Origin of the sequence: Micromonospora sp. WMMC415, assembly GCF_009707425.1 — a bacterium.
Classification (GTDB): Bacteria; Actinomycetota; Actinomycetes; order Mycobacteriales; family Micromonosporaceae; genus Micromonospora.
Map to the genome: position 1 here is coordinate 3,594,605 of NZ_CP046104.1, position 24,906 is coordinate 3,619,510.

19 protein-coding genes are annotated in these 24,906 nt (G+C 74.3%); 12 read left to right on the plus strand and 7 right to left on the minus strand.

Features of this window, described 5'->3' with window-relative positions; genetic code table 11:
- Genes GKC29_RS16955 through GKC29_RS16980 form a run of 6 tightly spaced genes read left to right on the plus strand, consistent with a single transcriptional unit; the run spans position 1 to position 11,087 of the window.
- On the plus strand, positions 1–1,968 hold the full coding sequence (locus GKC29_RS16955) for a CRTAC1 family protein (protein ID WP_155331762.1): 1,968 nt from the start codon (positions 1–3) through the stop codon (positions 1,966–1,968).
- Positions 1,969–1,973: 5 nt separating this feature from the next.
- The gene (locus GKC29_RS16960; RefSeq protein WP_155331763.1) at positions 1,974–2,963 is read left to right on the plus strand and encodes an enediyne biosynthesis protein; all 990 of its coding nucleotides are present in this window, start codon (positions 1,974–1,976) and stop codon (positions 2,961–2,963) included.
- Complete coding sequence (locus GKC29_RS16965) at positions 2,960–8,725, plus strand: type I polyketide synthase (protein ID WP_155331764.1); 5,766 nt, start codon at positions 2,960–2,962, stop codon at positions 8,723–8,725. The genes GKC29_RS16960 and GKC29_RS16965 overlap by 4 nt, the downstream gene beginning before the upstream one ends.
- Before the next feature lie 6 nt (positions 8,726–8,731).
- Positions 8,732–9,196, plus strand: a complete 465-nt coding sequence (locus GKC29_RS16970; protein WP_155331765.1) for a thioesterase family protein — start codon at positions 8,732–8,734, stop codon at positions 9,194–9,196.
- Positions 9,196–9,732, plus strand: a complete 537-nt coding sequence (locus tag GKC29_RS16975) for a flavin reductase family protein (protein ID WP_155331766.1) — start codon at positions 9,196–9,198, stop codon at positions 9,730–9,732. Before GKC29_RS16970 ends, GKC29_RS16975 begins: the two co-directional genes overlap by 1 nt.
- Positions 9,729–11,087 carry a cytochrome P450 gene (locus GKC29_RS16980; RefSeq protein ID WP_155331767.1) on the plus strand — a complete coding sequence of 453 codons (1,359 nt, stop codon included), beginning with the start codon at positions 9,729–9,731 and terminating at the stop codon, positions 11,085–11,087. Before GKC29_RS16975 ends, GKC29_RS16980 begins: the two co-directional genes overlap by 4 nt.
- A gap of 204 nt (positions 11,088–11,291) precedes the next feature.
- Here GKC29_RS16980 and GKC29_RS16985 read toward each other — a convergent pair whose 3' ends face one another.
- Positions 11,292–12,077: a helix-turn-helix domain-containing protein gene (locus tag GKC29_RS16985; RefSeq protein WP_155331768.1), complete on the minus strand. Its 786-nt coding sequence runs from the start codon at positions 12,075–12,077 to the stop codon at positions 11,292–11,294.
- A 499-nt stretch (positions 12,078–12,576) separates the two neighbouring features.
- Here GKC29_RS16985 and GKC29_RS16990 point away from each other — a divergent pair, with 499 nt between their 5' ends.
- Positions 12,577–13,209 (plus strand): MerR family transcriptional regulator, encoded by a 633-nt coding sequence (locus tag GKC29_RS16990; protein WP_155331769.1) that lies wholly within the window; start codon positions 12,577–12,579, stop codon positions 13,207–13,209.
- Between the two features lie 427 nt (positions 13,210–13,636).
- On the opposite strand, the gene GKC29_RS16995 is transcribed toward GKC29_RS16990, so the two are convergent.
- Entirely contained in the window at positions 13,637–15,103 is a 1,467-nt protein-coding gene (locus GKC29_RS16995) for a DivIVA domain-containing protein (RefSeq protein WP_155331770.1), read from the minus strand.
- Positions 15,104–15,320: 217 nt separating this feature from the next.
- Between GKC29_RS16995 and GKC29_RS17000 the strand changes: the two genes are divergently transcribed.
- Genes GKC29_RS17000 through GKC29_RS17015 form a run of 4 tightly spaced genes read left to right on the plus strand, consistent with a single transcriptional unit; the run spans position 15,321 to position 20,198 of the window.
- Positions 15,321–16,154: an ABC transporter ATP-binding protein gene (locus tag GKC29_RS17000; RefSeq protein WP_155331771.1), complete on the plus strand. Its 834-nt coding sequence runs from the start codon at positions 15,321–15,323 to the stop codon at positions 16,152–16,154.
- A gap of 28 nt (positions 16,155–16,182) precedes the next feature.
- On the plus strand, positions 16,183–17,166 hold the full coding sequence (locus GKC29_RS17005) for an ABC transporter substrate-binding protein (RefSeq protein ID WP_155331772.1): 984 nt from the start codon (positions 16,183–16,185) through the stop codon (positions 17,164–17,166).
- Between the two features lie 5 nt (positions 17,167–17,171).
- The gene (locus GKC29_RS17010; RefSeq protein WP_155334187.1) at positions 17,172–19,271 is read left to right on the plus strand and encodes an iron ABC transporter permease; all 2,100 of its coding nucleotides are present in this window, start codon (positions 17,172–17,174) and stop codon (positions 19,269–19,271) included.
- 21 nt (positions 19,272–19,292) lie between these two features.
- Positions 19,293–20,198, plus strand: coding sequence for a siderophore-interacting protein (locus tag GKC29_RS17015; RefSeq protein WP_155331773.1), 906 nt, complete (start codon positions 19,293–19,295; stop codon positions 20,196–20,198).
- A gap of 11 nt (positions 20,199–20,209) precedes the next feature.
- Here GKC29_RS17015 and GKC29_RS17020 read toward each other — a convergent pair whose 3' ends face one another.
- The 3 genes from GKC29_RS17020 to GKC29_RS17030 are packed head-to-tail and all read right to left on the minus strand — an operon-like array spanning position 20,210 to position 22,112.
- On the minus strand, positions 20,210–20,692 hold the full coding sequence (locus GKC29_RS17020) for a Rieske (2Fe-2S) protein (protein ID WP_155331774.1): 483 nt from the start codon (positions 20,690–20,692) through the stop codon (positions 20,210–20,212).
- Positions 20,693–20,721: 29 nt separating this feature from the next.
- Positions 20,722–21,351, minus strand: coding sequence for a DUF6529 family protein (locus tag GKC29_RS17025; protein WP_230688657.1), 630 nt, complete (start codon positions 21,349–21,351; stop codon positions 20,722–20,724).
- The gene (locus GKC29_RS17030; RefSeq protein ID WP_155331775.1) at positions 21,351–22,112 is read right to left on the minus strand and encodes a hypothetical protein; all 762 of its coding nucleotides are present in this window, start codon (positions 22,110–22,112) and stop codon (positions 21,351–21,353) included. The genes GKC29_RS17025 and GKC29_RS17030 overlap by 1 nt, the downstream gene beginning before the upstream one ends.
- A 136-nt stretch (positions 22,113–22,248) precedes the next feature.
- On the opposite strand from GKC29_RS17030, the gene GKC29_RS17035 reads away from it, so the two are divergent.
- Positions 22,249–22,998 carry a DNA-formamidopyrimidine glycosylase family protein gene (locus GKC29_RS17035; RefSeq protein ID WP_155331776.1) on the plus strand — a complete coding sequence of 250 codons (750 nt, stop codon included), beginning with the start codon at positions 22,249–22,251 and terminating at the stop codon, positions 22,996–22,998.
- Between the two features lie 24 nt (positions 22,999–23,022).
- Here the strand turns inward: GKC29_RS17035 and GKC29_RS17040 are convergent, their stop codons facing one another.
- A complete protein-coding gene (locus tag GKC29_RS17040) occupies positions 23,023–23,475 on the minus strand; it encodes a hypothetical protein (RefSeq protein ID WP_155331777.1) in 453 nt (150 codons plus the stop codon).
- Positions 23,468–24,811, minus strand: coding sequence for a molybdopterin-dependent oxidoreductase (locus GKC29_RS17045; RefSeq protein ID WP_155331778.1), 1,344 nt, complete (start codon positions 24,809–24,811; stop codon positions 23,468–23,470). The genes GKC29_RS17040 and GKC29_RS17045 overlap by 8 nt, the downstream gene beginning before the upstream one ends.
- Positions 24,812–24,906: the final 95 nt, after the last annotated feature.

The window sequence follows — 24,906 nt, forward strand, 5'->3', positions numbered from 1 at the left end:
ATGTCGATGACAGTGGGATGGCTGCGCCGCCAGCTGGCCGGGGTGCTGGCCCTCGTGCTGATGGTGGGCCTGTTCTTCGCCTCCCGGCTGCCGTACGCCTCGGCCGACGAGCGGGAGGACCTGGCGGACCGGTACCGGTTCGCGCCGACGACGGTCTCGCTGCCGGGCGGTTTCCCGCAGCAGACCATCCGCCGGGTCAACCAGGACTACAAGAAGATCGACGCGTGGATCTCGTCGGTCGGCTCCGCGATCGCCATGAACGACCTCGACGGCGACGGCCTCGCCAACGACCTCTGCGTCACCGACCCCCGCACCGACCAGGTGAGCGTCACGCCGGTTCCCGGCCGCGGCGGCGACCGGTACGCGCCGTTCGCGCTGCGCCCGGACCCCCTGCCGATGACCACGCCGATGGCGCCGATGGGCTGCGTGCCCGGGGACTTCAACGAGGACGGCCGGACGGACCTGCTGGTCTACCTGTGGGGCCGGACGCCGATCCTCTACCTCGCGAAGGCCGGCGTCACCGGGCTCTCCGCCGCCGCGTACCAGCCGACCGAGCTGGTGCCCGGCAACCCCGCCCGGTACGAGGGCCCGCTGTGGAACACCAACGCCGTCGCGGTCGACGACTTCGACGGCGACGGTCACGTGGACATCTTCGTCGGCAACTACTTCCCGCACAGCGCCGTCCTCGACGACACCGTCAAGGGCGGGGTGCAGATGAACGACTCGATGTCCCACGGCGTCAACGGCGGCGAGGACTACGTCCTCCGCTTCACCGGGGGCACCGGCGGCGCCACCCCGACGGCCACCTACGAGCTGGTCGAGAACGTCCTGCCGTTCGCGGCATCCAAGGGCTGGGCCCTCGCGGCCGGCGCCAACGACCTCGACGGCGACCAGTTGCCCGAGCTGTACGTCGCGCACGACTTCGGCCCGGACCGGCTGCTGCACAACCGTTCCACCCCGGGCAACATCAGGTTCGCGCTGGTGGAGAGCGCGGTCGGCCGCGCCCTGGTCCCCAAGTCCAAGCGGATCGGCGTCGACTCGTTCAAGGGCATGGGCGTCGACTTCGGCGACCTGGACCGCGACGGCCGGTACGACATGTTCGTCAGCAACATCACGACCTCCTTCGGCATCGAGGAGAGCCACTTCGCCTTCATCGACACGGCGAAGGACGACGCCGACCTGCGCCGGCAGTTCACCGCGGGCCGCGCCCCGTACACCGACCGGAGCGCGCCGCTCGGCCTCGCCTGGTCGGGTTGGGGCTGGGACGCCAAGCTGGCCGACTTCGACAACGGCGGCGAGCTGGTCGTCGCCCAGACCACCGGCTTCGTCAAGGGCGACGTGAACCGCTGGCCCCAGCTCCAGGAGCTGGCCACCGCCAACGACGAGCTGCTGCGGCACCCGCTGTGGTGGCCGAACGTCAACGCCGGCGACGACATCGGTGGCAGCCAGCGGCTGCACTTCTTCGCCAAGGGCCCGGACGGCCGGTACGTGAACCTCGCCGGCGAACTGGGCCTCGACATTCCGGTGCCCACTCGCGGCATCGCCACCGGTGACGCCGACGGCGACGGCCGGCTGGACTTCGCGGTGGCCCGGCAGTGGGACGAGCCGGTCTTCTACCACAACCAGAGCCCGTCGCCCGGCGCGTTCCTCGGGCTCCGGCTGATCCACGACGGCCCGGCCGCGCCGGCCGACGCCGGGCTGCCGGCACCGGGCTCACCGGTGGTGGGCGCCCAGGTGCGGGTGACCACCGCCGACGGGCGGACCTTCATCACCCGCGTCGACGGCGGCAGCGGCCACTCCGGCAAGCGCAGCCACGAGGCGCACGTCGGTCTGGGCCGGGACGTCACCGGCCCGGTCCGGGTGGACCTGCGGTGGCGCGACCGCACCGGGCAGGTCCGGCAGCAGGAACTTCAGTTGACCCCGGGCTGGCACACGCTGCGGCTCGGCTCCCAGGCCCAGGAGAGGTGAGCGACATGACCGCGACCCCGACCGCAGCGCCCCGCCACGACCCCAAGGTGATCACGGCGCTGCGCAACTTCGCGATCTCGATCACGGTGTTCAACATCTTCGGCTACACCGTGCTGGGCTTCGAGCAGCCCTGGCTGTGGCCGTTCGTCGCCCTGGCGACCGGCTACTCGATCGAGATCGTCCTGGAGGCGGTGGGCGCCCGGGCGGAGGGCCGCCGGCCACGCTACCTCGGCAACGGGCTGCGCGGGCTGGTCCAGTTCCTCTACCCGGCGCACATCACCAGCCTCGCGATGAACATGCTGATCTACGTCAACGACCAGATCCTGGTGCTGATCTTCGGCGTGGCGGTCGCGATCGGCGCCAAGTGGGTCCTCCGCGCCCCCTTCAAGGGCCGGATGCGGCACTACATGAACCCGTCGAACTTCGGCATCGCGGTGATCCTGCTGCTCTTCCCGTGGGCCAGCATCGCCCCGCCGTACCACTTCACCGAGCACATCACCGGCTTCTGGGACTGGTTCGTGCCGGCGATCATCATCGTCGGCGGCACCATGATCAACGGGAAGCTCACCGGTCGCATGTGGCTCATCGCGGGCTGGGTGTCCTTCTTCGTCCTCCAGGCCGTCATCCGCGGCGTCGTGCTGGACGTCTCGATCACCGGGGCGCTCGCCATGATGACCGGCACCGCGTTCGTGCTGTTCACCAACTACATGGTCACCGACCCGGGGACCAGCCCGTCCCCGCCCGCCGCCCAGTTCGCCTTCGGCGCCGGCGTCGCCGTCGTCTACGGCCTCCTCACCGGCGCCGGCATCGCGTACGGGATCTTCTTCGCCACCGCCCTGGTGTGCCTCGCCCGCGGCGGCTTCCACTGGGCGCTGCACTTCGTCAACCAGGCCCGCGAACGCCGCGATGCCCAGGCGGGCCCGTCCGTCACCCGGGCGCCGACCGTACCCGTCGTCGCCGCCCCCGAACACGGCAAGGAGGTCGTGCCGGCATGAGCAGGATCGCCATCGTCGGGATGGCCAACCGTTACCCCGACGCCACCTCCCCAGGCGAGCTGTGGGAGAACGCCGTCGCCGGCCGCCGCGCCTTCCGCCGCCTACCGGACGTGCGCATGCGGCTCGACGACTACTGGGACCCGGACCCGGCGACACCGGACCGCTTCTACGCCCGTACCGCCGCCGTCATCGAGGGGTACGAGTTCGACCGGATCGCCTACAAGATCGCCGGCAGCACGTACCGGTCCACCGACCTCACCCACTGGCTGGCGCTGGACGTCGCCGCCATGGCGCTCGCCGACGCCGGTTTCCCGATGGCCGAGGGGCTGCCCCGCGAACGCACCTGCGTCGTGGTCGGCAACAGCCTCACCGGCGAGTTCTCCCGCGCCAACCAGCTGCGGCTGCGGTGGCCGTACGTGCAGCGCATGGTGGCCGCCGCGCTCAAGGAGCAGGACTGGGACGACGACCAGCTGGCCGCGTTCCTGGCCGACTTCGAGGCCCGCTACAAGGCGCCGTTCCCCGGCATCGACGAGGACACCCTGGCCGGTGGCCTGTCCAACACCATCGCCGGCCGGATCTGCAACCACTTCGACCTCAAGGGCGGCGGGTACACGGTGGACGGCGCCTGCTCGTCCTCCCTGCTCTCCGTCGCCACCGCCTGCAAGACCCTGCTCGACGGCGAGGTCGACGTGGCGGTGGCCGGCGGCGTGGACATCTCGATCGACCCCTTCGAGATCATTGGCTTCGCCAAGACCGGCGCGCTGGCCCGCGACGAGATGCGCGTCTACGACCGCAGGTCCAACGGCTTCTGGCCGGGCGAGGGCTGCGGGATGATCGTGCTGATGCGCGAGCGGGACGCCCTCGACGCCGGGCACCGCGTCTACGCCACCATCGCCGGCTGGGGCATCTCCTCCGACGGCAAGGGCGGCATCACCCGCCCCGAGGTCAACGGCTACCAGCTCGCGCTGCGCCGCGCGTACGAGCGGGCCGGGTTCGGGATCGACACCGTCGGCCTGTTCGAAGGGCACGGCACCGGCACCGCCGTCGGCGACGCCACCGAGCTGAAGGCCCTCTCGCTGGCCCGCCGGGCGGCCGACCCGCGCGCTCCGAAGGCCGCGATCAGCTCCGTGAAGGGGATGATCGGCCACACCAAGGCGGCCGCCGGCGTCGCCGGCCTCATCAAGGCCGCCATGGCGGTGCACCACGAGATGATCCCGCCAGCGATCGGCTGCGTCGACCCGCACGAGCTGCTCACCGCCGACGACGCCGCGCTGCGGGTGCTGCGCCGGGCCGAACCCTGGCCGGGGGACACCCCGGTACGCGCCGGCATCACCGCGATGGGCTTCGGCGGCATCAACACCCACGTGGTGTTGGACAAGCGGGAACCGAAGCGGCGCACCAGGATGGACAGCCGCACCCGCAACCTGAGCCGCTCGGTGCAGGACGCCGAGCTGCTCGCCGTCGACGCCGAGTCGGCCGGCCTACTGCGCGACCGGGTGCAGCAGCTGCTGGACTTCGTCCCCCAGGTGGCGTACGCCCAGCTCGGCGACCTGGCCGCCACCCTGCACCGGGAGCTGCAGGACCGGCCGTACCGGGCGGCGGTCGTGGCCTCCTCGCCGGAGGACGCGGAGCGCCAGCTGCGGCGCGTCCGGGACGCCCTGGACGCCGGCGAGACCCGGCTGCTCACCGCCGACGGGCGGGCGTTCTGCGGGCACGTGGTCGAGGAGGGCCGCATCGGCTTCCTCTTCCCCGGCCAGGGTTCCGGCCGCGGCACCAGCGGCGGCGCCCTGCGCCGCCGGTTCGGCCGGGCCGAGGACGTGTACGAGCGGGCCGCCCTCCCGACCAGCGGCGACATGGTGGCCACCGCGGTCGCCCAGCCCCGCATCGTCACCGGGTCCATGGCCGGCCTGCGGGTCCTGTCCGACCTGGGGGTCGAGGCGCGGGTGGCCGTCGGGCACAGCCTCGGCGAGCTGTCCGCCCTGCACTGGGCGGGCGCCATGGACGGGGAGACCCTGCTGCGGGTCGCCGCCGTACGCGGGCGCACCATGGCCGAGCACAGCGCCTCCGGCACCATGGCCAGCCTGGCCGCCTCGCCGGACGCGGTGGCCGGCCTGCTGCCCGGCCACGACGTGGTCGTCGCCGGCTACAACGGCCCGCAGCAGACGGTGGTCGCCGGACCGGTCGACGCCGTCGAGGCGGTGAGCCGGGCCGCGAAGGACGCCGGCATCAACGCCACCCGGCTGTCCGTGTCGCACGCGTTCCACTCCCCGCTGGTGGCACCCGCCGCCGCGGCCTTCGGCGAGCGGCTGGCCGAGGAACACTTCGGACCGGTACGCGAGCCGGTGGTCTCCACCGTCACCGGCGAGGTGCTCGCCCCGGACACCGACGTCCCGGCGCTGCTGCACCGGCAGATCACCGACCCGGTGCTCTTCGCGCAGGCCGTCGCCCTCGCCGCGAAGGACATCGACCTGTTCGTCGAGGTCGGCCCCGGCCGGGTGCTCAGCGGCCTGGCCGCCGCGGTGACCGACGTGCCGGCCGTGGCGCTGGACACCGACGACGAGTCGCTGACCGGCCTGCTGCGGGTGGTCGCGGCCGCGTACGTCACCGGCGCCGCGGACGTCCACCCGGGCCTGTTCCACGGCCGGCTCATCCGGCCCGTGCAGCTCGGCCAGCAGTTCAGCTTCTTCGCCAGCCCGTGCGAGGCGGCTCCCACCGTCGACGTCCGCCCCGTCGCGGCGGGGGCGCCGGTCGAGACCGAGCCCGCCGCACCGGCCGGGAGCGGCGAGTCCGGCCTGGAACTGCTGCGCCGGCTGGCCGCCGAACGGGCGGAGCTGCCGCTGGAGATGGTGCGCGACGACAGCCGGCTCCTCGACGACCTGCACCTCAGCTCGATCACCGTCGGCCAGGTGGTCAACCAGGCCGCCCAGCAGCTCGGCATCGGTGCCGCCGAGACGCCGACGAACTTCGCCACCGCCACCCTGCGGGAGCTGGCGGAAGCGTTCGACGAGCTGCACCGGACGGCCCGCCCGGCCGACGCCGAGCAGCGGCCGGTGGTGGCCGGCGCCGCGCCGTGGTCCCGGCCGTTCCGGCTGGACCTGGACCCGGTGCCACTGCCCGCGCGCGGCCCGGCCGAGGAGAACGGCCACTGGCGGGTGTACGCGCCGGACGGCGACCCGCTCGCCGAGAAGCTGCGGCGTGGCCTCGAACGCGGCCGGGTCGGCTCCGGCGTGCTGGTCTGCCTGCCCGCCGACTGCCAGGAGGAACACCTGGACCTCGCCCTCCAGGGTGCCCGGGCCGCCCTGACCGGCCAGCTCGGCGACCGGTTCGTCGTCGTCGAGCGCGGGCGCGGCGCGGCCGGCCTGGCCAAGACGCTCCGGTTGGAGGCACCCCAGCTCCGGGTGACCGTCGTGCACGTCCCGACCGACGGCGTGGCCGCCGAGAGGGTGCTGGCCGAGGTCGCCGCCACCGAGGAGTTCGCCGAGGTCCACCACGACGAGCAGGGACGGCGGCTCGTCCCGACCCTGCGGGCCATGCCGGTACGAGCGGCGCGGCCGGTGCCGCCGCTGGACGGCGGTGACGTGCTGCTGGTCACCGGCGGCGGCAAGGGCATCACCGCGGAGTGCGCCATCGTGGTGGCCCGCGACACCGGGGCGCGGCTGGCCGTGCTCGGCCGCTCCGACCCGGCCGCCGACGAGGAGCTGGCCGCGAACCTGCGACGGATGAGCGAGCAGGGGCTCACCGTCCACTACGCCCGCGCCGACGTCACCGACGCCGGGCAGGTCCGGGCGGCGGTGGCCGAGGTGACGGCCGCGCTCGGCCCGGTCACCGGCGTGCTGCACGGCGCCGGCCGCAACGAGCCGGCCGCGCTCACCAACCTCGACCGGGACGCGGTCCGGCGGACGTTCGCGCCGAAGATCGACGGCCTGCGGGCGGTGCTGGACGCGGTCGACACCGGCCGGTTGAAGGCGCTCATCACGTTCGGCAGCATCATCGGTCGCAGCGGCCTGCGCGGCGAGGCGCACTACGCGATGGCCAACGACTGGCTCGCGGACCTCACCACCGAGTTCGGCCGCCACCACCCGGAGTGCCGCACGCTCTGTCTGGAGTGGTCGGTCTGGTCGGGGGCCGGGATGGGGGAGCGGCTGTCGGTGGTCGAAGCCCTCGAACGCGACGGCGTCACGCCGATCACGCTCGACCAGGGCGTGGCGATCATGCGCCGGCTGCTGGTCGACGCGGACGCCCCGCCGGTCGTCGTCGTCAGCGGCCGTACGCAGGGCATCGACACGGTCCGGCACCACGTGCCCGACCTGCCGCTGCTGCGTTTCGTCGACCGGCTGCCGGTCCACTACCCCGGCGTCGAACTGGTCTCCGAGACCACGCTCAGCGCGGACACCGACCGTTACCTTCCCGACCACCTGCTCGACGGCAACCTGCTCTTCCCGGCCGTGTTCGGCATGGAGGCGATGGCCCAGGTCGCGACCGCGCTGACCGGTCGCCGGTCGGTCCCGTTGATCGAGGCGGCGGAGTTCGCCCGGCCGATCGTGGTGCCGCCGGACGGCAGCACCACCGTCCGGATCGCCGCGGTCGTGACCGACGACGACACGGTGCAGGTGAGCATCCGCAGCGCGGAGACCGGCTTCGCCGCCGACCACTTCCGCGCCCGCCTGCGCTTCACCGACGCCCCGGCGCCGGACGGCCCGCCCGAGCAGGTCGGGCCCGGGCTGCCGGACGTCCCGCTGGCGCCGGACCGGGACCTGTACGGCGACGTCCTGTTCCAGGGGCGGCGGTTCCAGCGGCTGCGCCGCTACCACCGCGCCGCCGCCCGGGACGTCGACGCGGACCTCGCGGTGCACCCCGACACGGACTGGTTCGCCGGCTTCCTGCCGGCCGAGCTGATCCTCGGCGACCCCGGCGTGCGGGACGCGCTGATGCACGGCAACCAGGTGTGCGTCCCGCACGCCACGTTGTTGCCCGCCGGCATCGAGCGGGTCCACCCCGGCGGGGCGGCCCTGTCGGCGGCGGGGGAGGTGCGCTACTGCGCCCGCGAACGCAGCCGCGACGGGGACACCTACGTCTACGACATCGCCGTGCGGGACGCCGACGGGCGGGTCCTGGAGCGCTGGGACGGGCTGCGGTTGCAGGCCGTCCGCAAGCGCAGCGACCTGCGCTGGGTGGCGCCGCTGCTCGGGCCGTACCTGGAACGGGAGTTCGGCGACCTGCTGGGCGTCCCGATCGCGGTGGCGGTCGAGCCCGACGCCCCCGGCGACGGCGGTGCCGGCGCCGCCGGTCGGGGCCGCACCGCCCGCGCCGCCGGCCGGGCCTTCGGCCGCGCGGTCGACGTGCGGTACCGGCCCGACGGGCGCCCCGAGGTCGACGGCGACCGGCAGGTGTCCGCGGCGCACGGCGCGGGGCTCACCTTCTGCGTGGTCGGCCCCGGCCCGCTCGGTTGCGACGTGGAGCCGGTGACGGCCCGCCCGGCACCGGAGTGGGACGGGCTGCTCGGCCCGAACCGGGGCCTGGCCGACCTGGTCGCCGCCGAGACCGGCGAGGATCTCGCCGTCGCGGCGACCCGGGTCTGGACGGCGACGGAGTGCCTCCAGAAGGCGGGGCTGCCGCAGCGCTCGCCGCTGGCGCTGCACTCCACCGGCGACGGGCGGGTGCTGCTCGCCTCCGGGGACCTGCGGATCGCCACCGCGCCGGCGACCCTGCGCGACCAGGCCGCGCCGGTGGTCTTCGCGGTGCTGACCGGAAAGGACGGGTGACGCGCGATGGGCGACTACTACGAGTACCGGCACATCGTCGGGTTCGAGGAGACCAACCTCGTCGGCAACGTCTACTACGTCAACTACCTGCGCTGGCAGGGCCGGTGCCGGGAGATGTTCCTCCACGAGCGCGCCCCGGAGGTGCTCGCCGACGTCCGCGACGACCTGAAGCTGTTCACCCTGAAGGTCGACTGCGAGTTCTTCGCCGAGATCACCGCCTTCGACGAGTTGTCCATCCGGATGCGGCTGGTCGACCTCGCCCAGACGCAGCTGGAGTTCAGCTTCGACTACGTCCGGCTCGACCCGGGCGGCGGCAGCACGCTCGTCGCCCGGGGCCGGCAGCGGGTGGCCTGCATGCGGGGACCGAACACCCGGACCCGGCCGGCGCGTGTGCCGGAGGCGCTGGTGCGGGCCCTGCGCCCGTACCGCGCCCCGACCGGGGCGCAACCGGCCGGAACCAGGAGGACCTGATGAGCATCGACCAGGTGACACCCGTCGCGGCCACCGACCCGGACGGGCTGCGCGGGGCGTTCGGGACCTTCGCGACCGGGGTGACGGTGGTGTCGGTCGGTGGCCCGCTGCCGCACGGCATGACGGCCAACTCGTTCACGTCGGTCTCCCTCGACCCGCCGCTGGTGCTGGTCTGCGTGGACCGCCGGGCCGTCATGCACGACCGGCTCCTCGCCAGCGGGGTCTTCGGCGTCTCCGTCCTCGCCGACGACCAGGAGAAGGTGGCCCGGCACTTCGCCGACCGCCGGCGCCCGCTGGGCGCGGCCCAGTTCGACACGGTGGAGTGGACGCCGGGCCGGGTGACCGGGACGCCGCTGATCGACGGCGCGCTGGCCCGGTTCGAGTGCGCCGTCTGGCAGGTGTACGACGGCGGCGACCACAGCATCGTCACGGGGCGGCTGCTGTCGGCCGAGCGGCGCGGCGACGACGATCCGGTGCTGTTCCTCCGGGGCCGCTTCCGCCGCGTCGCGGCCGAACCGAGCGGGGTGGCGACGTGACGCTGGTGGCGGCCGGCCGGACCTATCCCGGGCCGACCGGCCCCGCCCTCCTGCGGTCGCTGTGGCAGCTCGGCCGGGACCGGCTGGGTCTGATGACCTCCGCCGCCCGCTACGGCGACGCCGTCCGGCTCGGGGCCGGGCCCCGCGCGCTGTACTTCTTCAACCACCCCGACCACGCCAAGCACGTCCTGGCCGACAACAGTCAGAACTACACCAAGGGGCTCGGGCTCGTGCACGCCCGGCGGGCGCTCGGCGACGGCCTGCTGACCAGCGAGGGCGAGCTGTGGCGCAAGCAGCGGCGGGTGATCCAGCCGGTGTTCCAGGCCAAGCGCATCGCCGGCCAGGCCCACGCGGTGGCGGAGGAGGCCGAGCGGCTCATCGCCCGGCTGCGGGCCCGCCGCGGCGCGGGCGTGGTGAACCTGACCGACGAGTTCACCGCGCTGACCCTCGGCGTCCTCGGCCGGACGCTGCTCGACGCCGACCTCGACGCGTTCACGACCGTCGGGGCGGCCTTCGAGGAGATGCAGAACCAGGCCATGTTCGAGATGGCCTCGATGAGCATGGTGCCGATGTGGGTGCCGCTGCCGCAGCAGCTGCGGTTCCGGCGGGCCCGCCGGGAACTCGAGCGGATCGTCGGCCGGCTGGTCGCCGACCGGACCGCCCGCGGCGACGTGGCGGGCGCCGACGACGCGCTGTCCCGGCTGATCGCCTCCACCCGCGACGAACCGGATCCCCGGGTGGCCCGGCAGCGGATGCGCGACGAACTGGTGACGCTGCTGCTGGCCGGTCACGAGACCACCGCGAGCACGCTCGGCTGGACCTTCCACCTGGTAGACCGGCATCCGTGGGTACGGCGGCGGCTGCGCGAGGAGGCGGTCGAGGTGCTCGGCGACCGGCCTCCCGAGTACGCCGACCTGGCCCGACTGACGTACACGAAGATGGTGGTCAGCGAGGCGATGCGGCTCTACCCGCCGGTGTGGATGCTGTCCCGCCGGGCGCGCGGCGCCGACGTCGTGGACGGGTATCGGGTGCCGGCCGGCGCGGACGTGCTGATCTGCCCGTACACCCTGCACCGGCACCCGGCGTTCTGGCCGGAGCCGGAGCGGTTCGACCCGGCGCGGTTCGACCCGGAGGCGACGGCGGACCGGCCCCGGTACGCGTACGTGCCGTTCGGTGCCGGGCCGAGGTTCTGCGTCGGCAACCACCTGGGCCTGATGGAGGCCGTGTTCGTGGTGGCGATGGTGTCGCGGGAGTTCGCGCTGGTGGCCCCGGCCGGACAGCGGGTGGTGGCCGAGCCGATGCTGTCGCTGCGGGTGCGGGGCGGCCTGTCGATGACGGTCCAGCCGGCGATCTGAGTCGGCGCGACGGGTGGGCGGGTGCGCAGGCACCCGCCCATTCGTCGCGCGTGCCGGCCGGGCGACGACGTCGCCGTGGCCGTGGTGCCGCCCGGTCGGGCACACCGCCGTGCCCGGCGGTGTGCCGGGTACGCGGCGGGACGCCGGCCGGGTCCCCTGTGGACCCCACCGGCGTCCCGTCGGGCAGGCGGGTCGCGCGGCCGCTCAGGCGGCCGCTCCGGCCAGTTCCCGCCGGCTCTGTTCGTGCACCGCCGCGCGGCGGACGTCGAGCAGGGCCAGCAGCACCGGCGGGTCGACCGAGCGGGTCGGCGAGAGCTGGAGGTCGCGGGACCGCGTGACGATGCCACGTCGCACCGTCAACGGCCCCACGCTGCCGACGCAGGCCGGGTACGGCTCGGCCAGGGAGCCCTCCGGATCGTTGCCGGCGACCGAGTGGGCGAGCAGGTACCACTCGCCCTCGGGCACCCGGTCGAGGTGCAGCCGGCCGGGCTCCCGCATGATCGCGCACCGGACCGGACGCCCCTCGGGGATCCGGTCCGGGAACAACCCCGCGAAGACGAGGGCGGGCTCGTGGGACGACGAGGCCCGGATGGCACCGCTCACCGACCCGGTGGCCGACTCCGGCAGGGCGTGGTCCATGACCGGTACCTGTGGCGTGAAGCCTCCCAGCCGCCGGTAGGTGGTGGGGGAGAGGCCGACACTGCGGCTGAACCGCGAGCTGAAGGTCCCCACGCTGGTGTACCCGACCTGGATGCTGATGTCCGCGACCGTCATGGACGTGGAGACCAGCAGCTGCTTCGCGCGCTGCAGGCGCAGCGCCGACAGGAAGCGCGCCGGGGTCACCCCGGTCGCCTTCTGGAAGATGCGGGAGAAGTGGAATTTGCTGAACATGGCGGTGCGTGCCATTTCGTCAATGGTGAGTTGCCTGCTCAGATCATTGTGCATCAACTCGATGACACGCTCGGCAACTTTCTCGACAGTGTGCGACACGTTTCGTCTCCCCCAGGTTTGTCGAAAATGGTTGCCCAGTACCGTCGAACGCATTGTGCCGACATTTTCGGTCGCCGGTCGGGCGAATCGTCCGATGTCGGGGCGCGTTCTTTCTCCAGCGGTTTCTGGAGTGACCGGCCTGGTTGCGGATCTGGACGTTCAGTCAGTCATTCAATGGCTGTCGGCGTCCGTTCAATAAACTCCTCAGGCACATGGACAGGCAGGTCAGAACGGAATGGATATTAGCCGAGACGATTGTGTGCGGCAACGTCCTGCCAGGTGTCGGCCGGCCGCCGGTAACGCTTCGTAACCGGCAAGAATGAGAATCCCAGGGCCGCCGGACGGGTCGGTCGACAGTGGTAATCACTGGTGTCCACGACACACTTCCGGGTCGCCATGTGTGCATGTAGAGTTGCTCTCCGATCGGCGCTCGCGCTGCCGGTCGGCCGCTGTGGGACACTATGGCGTGCGAGGTCGGCGGCGAGTGTAATGGAATTAGATGCGCATTTCGGAGCTCAGCAAGCAGAGCGGCCTGTCCGTCCCGACAATCAAGTTCTACCTGCGTGAGGGGCTACTCCAGCCCGGCGTGCGCACCGGTCGCAACCAGGCCGAGTACGCCGAGGAACACCTCGCCCGCCTGCGGTTCATCCAGGTCCTCACCGGCCCCGGTCGGCTCGGGATCTCGGACGTGCGCGAGGTGCTGGCGGCGATCGACTCGCGGGGCCGTCCACTCCGTGGACTGTGTACGGTGATCAACGCCACGGTGGCGGCGATGCCGGCCGTGGACGGGGAGGACGACGTGCGCCGCGAGGTCGACGGATACGTCGAGCGGCTGGGCTGGCAGGTGGACGACGACGCGGCGGAACGGCGGACGCTCGCCCAGGTGCTGGCGATGCTGCGGCGGCTCGGCTGGTCGGACGGGGTCGAGGTGTTCGACGCGTACGCCGAGGCCGCGCGGGAGCTGGGTGCGTACGAGGCCACGGACGTGCCGGCCGACCCGCCGGACGCGGAGGCGTGCATGCGCCTGACCGCCCGCCTCGTCCTCCTGGACGTGGCGTTGACCGCGCTGCGGCGGATGGCCCTCACCCACCACGCCGGCAACCGTCGTCACTCGGATGCGCAACTTCCATAGCGGAGCGTGTTCGATACCGAACCAGTGGCGCAATCTCAGAGAAGATCGACTCGGGGGCTCGGGCCGTCGCGCCGGGGTGGCCGGCGAACGCCGAGCGTGAATGCCGGGTCGCTTTTCGTGGCCGATCCGCGCCCCGGGAAATGCCCTCGGCCGCCCGCTGCGCCCGCCCCGGGTGGGGTTGGCGCTAACGCTGGGGAATTCCCCGGGCCGGTGTCGGGGAGGGTGGAACTCCGCGCCGGCCGTTGGCGATTCTCGCCGTCGTACCGGCGTCGTCGGAAAAGGACCGCCGCTCGCCGTCCGGCCGAAGACGGCCGGCACGCAACGGCGTACGCCGGTCCACCAATCGCCGTACCCCATGAGCCGAACGGCCGATCCGGAAGCCGGCGCGGCCGTTCGGGTGGGTCACGTCGTCGCGGCCCGGCGTCGCTCAGCCGCCGGCGGCCACCGTCTCCTTCGCGCCGGCCGGATCCGGCGCCGCCGACTCCTCCCCGGACGGTCGCTCGGCGCCGGCCGGCTCGTCGCCGGCCGGTCCCGGGGTCTCGTCCGGCGCCCGGTGGGCACCCGCCTCGGCCGGCGAGTCCCCCGCAAGTCGTCCGGCGGGCGCGGGTTCGCTGCCGGTACGCGCGACCACCTGCGGGTACTCGGCCGTCTCGCCACCGCCGGCGGCCGCCATCACCGCCGCCGCGGCCAGGTCGGCCACCCGCTTCGCCTCCCGCTTGACCCGCGCCCGCACCTCCTTGGCGTGCGTCTCGGCGGAGTCCGCCGCCCGTCGGGCCTCCTCCAGCCGGTGCAACTGGTCGGCCAGCTCCCGCCGGGTCTCGCCGAGACGCTGGCGCACCGTGACCAGCTCCCGCTCGGTGGTGTCCCCCTCCTGGCGGACCTGTTCGAGCTGCTGCTGGGTGGTCTCCAACTCGGACTGGAGCCGGGTGAGCGTCTCCCGGCGGTCCCGGACGCTCTGCTGCACCGTGGCGAGCTGCTGCTGGTGGGTGGTGGCCTGCTCGTCAGCGCGCTGGCGGACCTTGGCGGCGTACTGCTGCGCCTCGGCGATGAGCGTGGCGATCTCCTGCTCGGCGGCGGTGCGCTGCGCGGCCAGCTCCCGCTCGGCGGCGGCATTCTGCTCGGTCAGCTCCTGCTCGGCGGCGGTGCGCCGGTCGTTCAGCTCCCGCTCCACGGTGGCCTGCCAGCGCGTCAGCTCCTCCTGCGTACGGCTACGCGCGGCCTGCACCTCCTGCTGGATCTGGGTCCGCGCGGAGGTCAGGAACGCCTCGGCCTCGGCCCGGGCCTGCTCGATCTTCTGGGCGCTCTGCTCCTCGATGCGGTTCGCCTCCTGCCGGGCCCGCTCGTGGGCGGCCTCCCCGGCCTCCCGCAGCTGCTCGGCCGCGGCCCGGATCTCGGCCAGCTCGGCCTGGGCGGCGGCGCGCCGCTCCTCGTCCACCTTCTCCTGCGTGGCGCGGCGCGCGGCCAGCTCCTCCTCGAACTCGCGGAGGGTACGCGCCGCGTGCTCCCGCGCGTCGGTGAGTGCCTTCTCCGCCGCGGCCTCCAGCTCGGCCGCCCGGGTTGCGGCGGCCTCCCCGATCACCTCGGCCTGCCGCTCGGCCAGCGCCAGGATCTGCTCGACCATCGGGCCGAGGTCGCGGAACGCGGCCCGGTCGACCCGCGCCGGCCGTTCGCGCAGCTCGGCGACCTCCGCCTCGAGCTGCCCGACCTGCTCGGACAGGGCGTCCAGCCGGGAGCGCGCCTCGTCGCGGTCGGCCGCCGTCCGGACCAGCTCGCCGTCGAGCTGGTCGAGGTGCCGGTCCACCTGCCGCTTGTCGTAGCCGCGCAGCGCGGTGTCGAAGGTGGGCCGCGACGTGTTGTCGTCGCGGACCGCGAACGGCTCGTCGCCGTGGGACATGCTGCATCCTCCGTACGATCGCGAACGCCACGCCGGGGAGGGACCGCCCCACGGGCAACGATGTGGCGACACGCTACCGCCGTCGGTGAACGGGTTGAACCCCTGCCCCACCTGTCGGCACGCAGAGGTGGCGAGGTGGTCGGCCGGACCCGGACGTTCGGACCGCGAGGACCCCCCCGCGTCTTGACACTTGATCAGGTAAGGCTAACCTAACCGCATGTCGAGTGCAGTGCGGTCGAGCGCCGCAACGCCCCGCCTTCGCGGCGTGGAGCTGAGCCTGGGTTACCACGGAGCGACCGTGGTGCACGGCGCGTCCATCGCGCTCCGCCCCGGCACGGTGACCGCCCTCGTCGGCCCCAACGGCAGCGGCAAGTCCACACTGCTGCGCGCACTGGCCCGGCTGCACCCGGTCGGCGGTGGCCAGGTGCTGCTGGCCGACGGCGGGGACGCCGCCGGCCTGCCCGCCCGGGAGTTCGCCCGCCGGGTCACCCTGCTCGCCCAGAGCCGACCGGTGCCCAGCGGGGTCACCGTGCGCGACGTGGTCGGCTACGGCCGCCACCCGTACCGCGGGCGCTGGCGGGCCGACGACCCCGACGGCCCCGCCGCCGTCGGCCGCGCCATGACCGTCACCGGCGTCGCCGCGATGGCCGACCGGCCGGTCGACGAGCTCTCCGGCGGCGAGCTCCAACGGGTGTGGCTGGCCACCTGCCTGGCCCAGGACACCCCCGTGCTGCTGCTCGACGAACCCACGACCTTCCTCGACCTCCGGTACCAGGTGGAGATCCTCGACCTGGTCCGGGACCTCGCCGACGAGCACGACGTCGCGGTCGGCGTGGTGCTGCACGACCTCAACCAGGCCGCGGCCGTCGCCGACGAGGTGGTGCTCCTGCACGCCGGACGGGTCCGCGCGACCGGCGCGCCCGTCGACGTGCTCACCGAGGAGGACCTCAGCGCCACCTACGGCATCCGCGTCGAGGTCACCACCGACCCCGTCACCGGCCTGCTCTCCACCCGCCCGGTCGGCCGGCACACCAGCCGGGTGCCCGGCTGAACCGTCACTACCCGAGAAAGAAACCTCCATGACCCGTACCCGTGTCACCGCGCTGCTCGCCGCCGCGGCCGCGCTGCTGCTCAGCGCCTGCGGCACCACCGAGAACACCGCCACCCCCGCGGCCACCAGCTCCGCCGCCGCCGGCCCGGTCACCGTCACCGACAGCCGCGGCAAGGCCGTCACCCTGAAGGCCCCGGCCACCAAGGTCGTGGGCCTGGAGTGGGGTGAGGTCGAGATGCTCGTCAGCCTCGGCGTCATGCCGGTCGGCGTCGCCGACACGAAGGGCTACGCCACCTGGGTGACCGCCGCCAAGCTCGACCCGTCGGTCAAGGACGTCGGCACCCGCTCCGAGCCCAGCGTCGACTCCGTCGTCGCCCTCCAGCCGGACCTCGTCGTGATGGAGGACGACCGGGGCGGTGCCCTCGTCGCCCAGTTGGAGAAGTACGTCCCGGTCATCGTGACCAAGGGCAGCGACGCGAAGGACAACCTCGGCCGGATGCGGTCGGACCTGAACATGATCGCCACCGCCGTCGGCAAGACCACCGAGGCGGAGAAGCTGCTCGCCGACTTCGACGCCGCCCTCGCCGACGGCAAGAAGAAGATCGCCGACGCCGGCGCGGCCGGCCGGCCGTTCGCCATCGCGGACGGCTGGAAGGAGGGCAGCACGGTCAGCATCCGGATGTTCGGTCAGGGCTCGCTGGTCTCCCAGCTCGGCATCCAGCTCGGCCTGACCAACGCCTGGACCGGCAAGACCGACGAGGTGTGGGGCCTGGGCCAGACCGACGTCGAGGGGCTGACCGTCCTCAAGGACCCGAACCTGCACTTCTTCTACAACGCCTCGGACGGCACCGACGTCTTCGCCGACGGCCTCGCCGGCAACGCCGTCTGGAAGTCCCTGCCGTTCGTGCAGAAGGGCAACCTGCACAAGATGCCGGACGGGATCTGGACCTTCGGCGGGCCGCTCTCCGGCAAGCAGTACATCGACCAGCTCGTGAAGACCTACACGGTGTGACCCAGCTGTCCGCACCCCCGCGCCCGGAGCCGGCCACCCGGCCGGCTCCGGCCGGGCGGCCCTCCGTCCCCCGCCTCACCGGGGCCTTCGCCGCCGCGACCCTGCTCCTGCTCGTGGTCGCCGCGGTGCACATCACCCAGGGCACCTCCACCGTCGGCGCCCTCGACCTGCTGCGCCTGGTCACCGGCGGCGACGACGAGGCCGCCCGGGTGCTGGTGGCGTCCCGCATCCCACGGCTGCTCGCCGGGCTCGCCATCGGCGTGGCCCTGGGCTTCGCCGGCGCCGCCCTCCAGTCGATCGCCCGCAACGCGCTCGCCTCGCCGGACACGCTCGCCGTCAACGCGGGCGCCCACCTGGCCATCGTCTCCATCGCCGCGTTCGGCATCGCGCTGCCCGCCCTGCCGGCCGGCGCACTCGCCTTCGGTGGCGGCCTCGCGGCGGCGACCCTGGTGATGGCGATGTCAGCGGGCGGGCAGGCCGGCACCACCCGGCTCATCCTCGCCGGGTCGGCCACCGCGCTCGCCCTCAGCTCGCTGACGATGCTCCTGCTGCTCCTCTTCGAGCAGGCCACCATCGGGCTGTTCGCGTGGGGCAACGGCTCGCTCGTCCAGAGCGACCTGGTCGCGCTGACCCAGCTCGCCCCGGTGATGCTGGCCGCCGTCGTCGCATTGCTGCTGCTCGGCCACCGCCTCGACATCCTCGCCCTCGGCGACGACACCGCGACCGTCCTCGGGCTCGACGTGCGGCGTACCCGGCTCGTCGTCACCGTGCTCGCCGTGCTGCTGTCCGCCGCCGCGGTCACCCTGACCGGGCCGGTCGGCTTCGTCGGCCTCTGCGCCCCGGTCATCGTCCGCCTGCTCGGGCCGGTGGTGCCCGGCGTACACCGGCACCGCGCCCTGCTGCCGCTGTCCGGCATCGCCGGCGCGGCCATCGTGCTCGGCTCGGACGTCCTGCTGCGCGCCGTCATGGGCGGCCAGGCGGGCGTGGACATCCCCACCGGCGTGGTCACCACGCTGCTCGGGGCGGCCGTCCTCATCTGGCTCGCCCGCCGGCACCGGGACGCCGGACCCACCCGCCGACCGCCCGGCGGCCACGCCGCCGTCCGCTCCGGCGCCTTCCACCGGACCGTCGTCGCCGTCGCCGCGGTGGCCGCCGTCGCGGCGGTGTCCGTCGGCATGCTCGCCGGGGACACCTGGGTGCTCTTCGGCGACATCGTCAACTGGTTCCAGGGCCGAACCGGACCGGCGTACTCGTTCGTGCTGGACCAGCGGTGGCCGCGGGTCGCCGCGGCGGTGCTGGCCGGCGCGGCGCTCGCGGTCGCCGGCACCACCGTGCAGGCGGTCTGCCGCAACCCCCTCGCGGAGCCGGGCATCCTCGGCATCACCGCCGGGGCCGGGCTCGGCGCGGTCGCGCTGCTCACCTTCGTGCCGCTGGCCGGGGTGTGGGCCGTCTCCGGCGTCGCGGGCCTCGGCGCGATCCTGGCGTTCGCCCTGGTCTACGGCGCCGCCTGGCGCGGCGGGCTCAGCTCCGACCGGCTGGTCCTCATCGGGTTCGGCGCCTGGCAGGGCGGCATGGCGGTGATCACCTTCCTGATCGTCGCGTTCGACCCGTGGAACACCGGCAAGGCGCTGACCTGGCTCTCCGGCTCGACGTACGGCCGCACCGCGGCCCAGGTGCTCCCGGTGGCGATCGCCCTGCTGGTGCTCACCCCGGCGGTCGTGGCCGCCCGGCGCGAGCTGGACCTGCTGGCCCTCGACGACGACACGCCCCGGGTGCTCGGCGTACGGCTGGAACGCACCCGCCTCGTCGCGCTCGGCGCGGCGGCCCTGCTCACGTCGACCGCCGTCTCCGCCGTCGGTGTGATCGGCTTCGTCGGCCTGGTCGCCCCGCACGCCGCCCGCGCGCTCGTCGGCGGGCGGCACGCCCGGGTGCTGCCGGTCGCCGCGCTGCTCGGCGCCGTCCTGGTCAGCGTCGCCGACACCCTCGGCCGCACCGTCATCGCCCCCGCCCAGATCCCGGCCGGCCTGGTGACGGCCATCATCGGCACCCCGTACTTCGTCTGGCTGCTGTGGCGATCCCGTGCCACCGCCGCCGCCGCGCGGTAGCGCCCGTCCGAGAGAGGCACCATGACCCAGACCCTGCCCGTCGCACCGTGGCGGATGTTCACCGTCGAGGTCCGCGCGGTACACCGGCTCAGCCCGTCGTTCGTGCGGGTCACTTTCACCGGGCCGGACCTGGACCGGTTCGCCGACAACGGCTACGACCAGCGGATCAAGCTGGCGTTCCCGCTGCCGGGCGAGCGCGGGGCGCGGCTGCCGGAGGGCCCGGACTGGTACGCGCGGTGGCGGGCCCTGCCCGAGCACGAGCGCAACCCGATCCGCACCTACACCGTCCGGGCGGTCCGGCCGGAGCTGTCCGAGGTGGACGTCGACCTCGTCCTGCACGGCGACGGCGGCCCGGCGACCCGCTGGGCGCGTCGCGTACGACCCGGCGACGGCATCGCGATCCTCGGCCCCGACGCGGGCTTCGACGGCGACCACGGCGGCATCGAGTTCCGCCCGCCCGCCGCCGGGCACCTGCTGCTGGCCGGCGACGAGACGGCCGTCCCGGCGATCTGCGCCATCCTGGAGCGGTTGCCGGCGACCGCCGCGGGGCGGGTCCTGCTGGAGGTGCCCGAGGCCGACGACGTGCTGCCGGTGACCGCACCCGCGGGTGTCACGGTGAGCTGGCTCGCCCGCGGCGGCGACGCGTACGGGTCGCGGCTGGTGCCGGCGGTGTCGGCCGCGGCGACCGACCTGCTCGCCGGAGCGGCGGGCGGGGCCGAGGAACCGGTCGCCGACGTCGACGTCGACGCGGAGATCCTCTGGGAGGTCCCGACGCCGGCCGCCCCGGTGCCCGTGTACGCGTGGCTGGCCGGTGAGGCCGGCGTCATCCGTACGCTGCGCCGGCACCTGGTCAGCGAGCGTGGGCTGGACCGGCGGGCGGTGGCCTTCATGGGCTACTGGCGGATCGGCCGCGCCGACCCGGCCTGAGCCGCCGCCGGTCAGGCCAGGCGGACGGCGTCGCCGTCGACCGTCACCGCGGCGGGCGGCAGCGGGGAGCCGGCCGGGCCGCCGCGGACCGAGCCGTCGGCGATGTCGAACCGACTGTTGTGGCAGGCGCACACGATCGTGCCGTCGGCGACCGAGCTGACCGTGCAGCCGGCGTGCGTGCACGTCGCCGAGAAGGCCTTGACCGTGCCGGCCGTCGGCTGGGTCAGCACCACCCCCCGCTCGGCGAAGATGCGTCCACCCCCGACCGGGATGTCGGCCAGGCGGGCCAGCGCGGGAGCGGCACCCTCCCCGCCCGCCGGGGGCGGCCCCGCCGTCCCGGTCGCCGCCGGGGCGACGGGAGCCGCCGGAGCCGCCGGAGCCGGGGCGGACGCCGCCCCGTACGTCTGGCAGCCGGCCAGCACCGCGGTGACGCCGGCCGCCCCGGTGCCCGCCAGCACGGCCCGCCGTGACGCGGTGCCCGCGTCCTCGTTCATGGGCGTGTCCTCTCCGGATGGGGCCCGCGTCACCGCTGGAACCCGAACGTCGTGAAGTACCAGACCGACGAGGTCAACCAGACCAGCATCAGCACGGTGAAGACCACACCACCGACGACCGGGAGGACCCAGCCGGCGAGCCCCCGGCGGGGCAGCGCCAGCATCTTGGTGGTGAACGCGCCGAAGAAGAAGCAGCCGAACACCGAGTGGGCGAGCGTGCGCAGGTCGTGGTCGGCGAAGCCGAGCGCGTAGAGGCAGTGCACCGCGACCGGCACGGCCAGCAGGAAGGCGATCCGCCCGGACCAGCGGTGCGCGCCGCCGGCCCAGGACGCGGTTACGCGGCCCAGCCGGCCCCACATCGCCAGCGCCGACAGCAGCTGCACCACGGCGAAGAACGCCGCGCCGGTCCCGAGCCACACCTTCACCGTCTGCGGGCCGGAGAAGCCGGCCACGTTGACCGCGATCCCGGTCGGGGTGTGCGTACGGCCGTAGACGCCGAGCGCCACCGCGACCGCCGCGCCGACCAGCAGCGGCACGACGAGCGAGGCGCGCGGCGCGGGGGCGGGCGGGTCCGCGTACGGGTCCGGCAGCACCTGGACGGCCGGACCGTCGTCCAGATCGGGCAGCGCGTGCGTGCCGCCCCGGCGGTGGTCCGCCATCACCGGCCCGCCGGGGCGTCGGGGAACACCGGTACGGCGGTGATCGTGACGCCGTTGACGATCGTGGTGCCGAAGGCCGGGTCCAGCGGCGGCGCGGCAACCGGCTTCCCGTTCCACGTCACCACACCGACCTGGGTGCCGTCGGCGAGCAGGATCCAACCGCCGTCGACCCCGGCGTCGCGGACCTGCGCCGTGGCCCGGTACAGCGCCGGGGACGTGCCACCGGTCGCGGTGGCGGTGAACGCCCACCGCTTGTCGCCAACGCGTACCTCGCCGCGGACCCGGTCACCCTCGACCGTGCCGGTGAGCCGCGCGCCGTCCTTGCCGGTGAGGTCCAGCTCCTTGCCCGTCACCGTGCCGCGAAGCCAGATCTCCAGGCTGCGGCCGTCGCAGACGTACGCGACCGCCTTGCCCTGCCGGACCGTCAGGGCGATCGTGGCGCCGCCGTCGAGGTGGCCGGTCCACGTGCCGTCCACCGCGGCGGTCCCCGGTGCCGGCGACGCGGCGGGCGGGGACGGCGGTGGCGACGTGGCAGCCGGCTGGGCGCCCGGCGTGGCGGGCTCGTCGGCGGGCGCCCCGGGGGCGCCGGGGGCGTCCGGAGCCGCCCCGGGCGCGGCGCCCGGTGGCGCGGCGGCGTTCGCCTGTCCCGCGCCCGCGCCCGCTGCCGGCGCCGGTGGTGCCGCCTGGGCACTCATCGTGAACAGCACGGCCGCGAGCACGGTCCCGGTCGCCAGGGTGAGCATCGGGGTCATCCGCTTCATGGGCATCTCCCTCCACCCGGACGTACGGCTGCCGGACCCGGGTCGTTCAATCCACGCCGAGATGATCCGGGCGTTTCCGCCCCGACGCGCCGGGTATCCGCCGGCATGTCCGCAGCATCGGCCCCGGTCCGCTGACGTGCCTGAGGGACACCTCGTCCACCGGTACGCGCGCGAGCAGGACGCCGCGCTCGCCGGGCAGGTGCTCGCCGTGTCCAGCCCGCAGGGCCGGTTCGACCCCCGGCCGTACGACGGGCGGACGCTGCGGTCGGTCGAGGCGTACGGCAAGCACCTGCTCTACCACGTCGACGGCGCACCCACCCTGCACGTGCACCTCGGCATGCGCGGCCTCTTCCTGCGCCACGACGATTCCGCCGTACCGCCCCGGCCGGGTGTCCGGGTCCGCCTCGCCGGTGACCGGGCGGCGTACGACCTGATCGCGCCTGTACGGTGCGAACCGCTCGCGCCGGAGCGGGTGCGGGCCCTGCGGGACTCGCTCGGCCCCGACCCGCTGCGCGGTGACGCCGACCCCGACGAGGCGGTACGCCGGCTGTCGGCGGCCCGCGGCGCGGTCGGCGCGGCCCTGCTGGACCAGGCGGTGTGGGCCGGCATCGGCAACGCCTGGCGGGCGGAGCTGCTGTTCCTCGCCGGTCTCGACCCGGACCGGCGGGGCGTGCCGCCGCGCACCGCCGGCGAGCTGTGGGCGCTCGCGGTGCGGCACCTCGCGCTCGGGCGGGACGCCGGGCAGGTGGTGAGCGACCCGGCCGCGCCGGACGAACGCTGGGTGTACAAGCGGGACACCTGCCGCCGGTGCGGGGCGGCGGTCCGGGTGTGGGAGCTGGGCGCCCGCACCGCGTACGCCTGCCCGGTGGACCAGCCTCCGGGCTGAGCGGGACGGTCAGCCGGCCCGGGCCTACCGCCGGCGCCACCGCCTGACGGCGTACGCGACCGCGCTGGCCAGGAAGAACAGCGCACTCAGCGCCAGCCAGCGGCCCAGCAGCGGGGTCGGTTCCCGGCCGGTCGCCGACCGGTAGGTGGTGCCGCCGAGGCCGAGGATCCCGGGCAGGTACACGAGGAACACCAGCGCCGAGGCGAGGGCGGGGACGCGGACGTGGTTGAGCAGGGCACGGCGGCGCGCCCCGACGACCCGCCGCAGCGCCCGGTCCACCGTGGCGTAGACCGGGAACAGCACCAGGTCGTGGGCCACGACGGCGCCGAGGAACCAGATCAGCATCCGCACCGCGTCCGCCTCGCCGGCCAGCCGCAGCGCCACCCAGCCGGTGACCGCGAAGCAGGCCAGCAGCACCAGCAGGTGCCGCGCCCCGGCCCCGTACGCCGCGCGGAGCCGCGCCACCCGCTCAGCCATCGGTCCGGAAGTCGATGGCGGCGACCCACTTGGTGCAGTGCACGCCGGGCAGGGCCGGCACGATGACCCGGGCCGGGTACCCGTGGTCGGCGGACAGGTCCACGCCGTTGACCCGCAGCGCCAGCAGCGAGTCCCCATCGAGGACCTGGTTGGCCTGGAGCGTGGCCTGGTCGAACAGGCCGCCCTGCTCCAAGCTGCGGACGTGCGCGGCGGCCGGGTCGGTCACCCCGACCAGCGCGGCGAGGTCCCGCAACGGCACACCGGTCCAGGTCTGCAGGGTGGACCACCCTTCCACGCAGGCGATCGGCAGGCGCGCGGTGTGCTGGGCCATGGCGAGCAGGGCCGGCCGGTCCAGGGTGACCTCGCGGCCACCACCGCGCAGGGACAGCCGCCAGCTCGGGCCGGCGTCCTCGGCGGAGATGCCGGCCGCCGCGGCGGTGCGGTTGACCGGGAAGGCGTTCGGGCCGCTGCCCGGGTCCTGCCCCCGGGGCAGCAGCAGCGCGGTGCGCCGCAGCGGGCCGTCCAGGCTCTGCCCGACGGTCAGCGCGCCGAGCAGCAGCGCGCCCCCGCCGACGAGAGCGACCGCGCCGCGCCGGCTGACCGTCGCCGGGTCGGGCGCCGGGGCCACCAGGCCGTCCGGGTCGGGTGGCTCCGGCCGGGTGGCCGCCGTGCCGGTCCGCGCCTCGTCGGCCGGCCGCCGGGACCGCAGCGCGGAGAGCATCCTCGGCAGCTTGAGCGACACGTGCGCCACCAGGGCCGCGACGAACACCCACGCGCCGAAGTAGTGCGCGGTGTAGAAGTCGAAACCGAACAGGTACGCGTAATGGATGTTGAGCAGGCCGGTGGCGATCTCGAAGAGGATCCCGCCGACCAGCAGGAGCAGGGAGAGCCGTTCGAGGACCTGCGCCACCGAGCGGGCGGGCGGCCAGTCGAACAGCTTCGGGATCACCGACCACAGCTTGGCCAGCACCACCGGGATCAGCATGATCCCGAGGGTCACGTGCAGCCCCTGGGTGACCCGGAACAGCCAGGACGGGCGGGTGGGCCAGTCGACCTGGGGCAGCCGCAGCCAGCCCACGTCGCGCGGGAACGCCTGCCCGAACTGCGGCCCGTAGGCGAGGTAATCGAGCAGCCCGGTGAGGAACACCAGGGGCAGCCCGACGAGCAGCACGGCGCCGTACACGGCCGTCAGCCACGGCCCGCGCAGCGGGCTGCGCCAGCCCCGCATCACGGCCCCGGCGCCGGGCGGCCGGTGCCGGGCGAGGGCACGCCACAGCGGCGCGGGAAAGCCGTACTCCCGCTCGCCGGCGGGCCTGCCGTCACCGTCCCCGGGCATGGGCGCTCCTCACTGTGGCCGGGTCTCCACCGCGACGCTAGACCGGGCGCGGACGGCCCGGCCCCGGTTGCGGCATTACGAGCCGCTTACGCGCC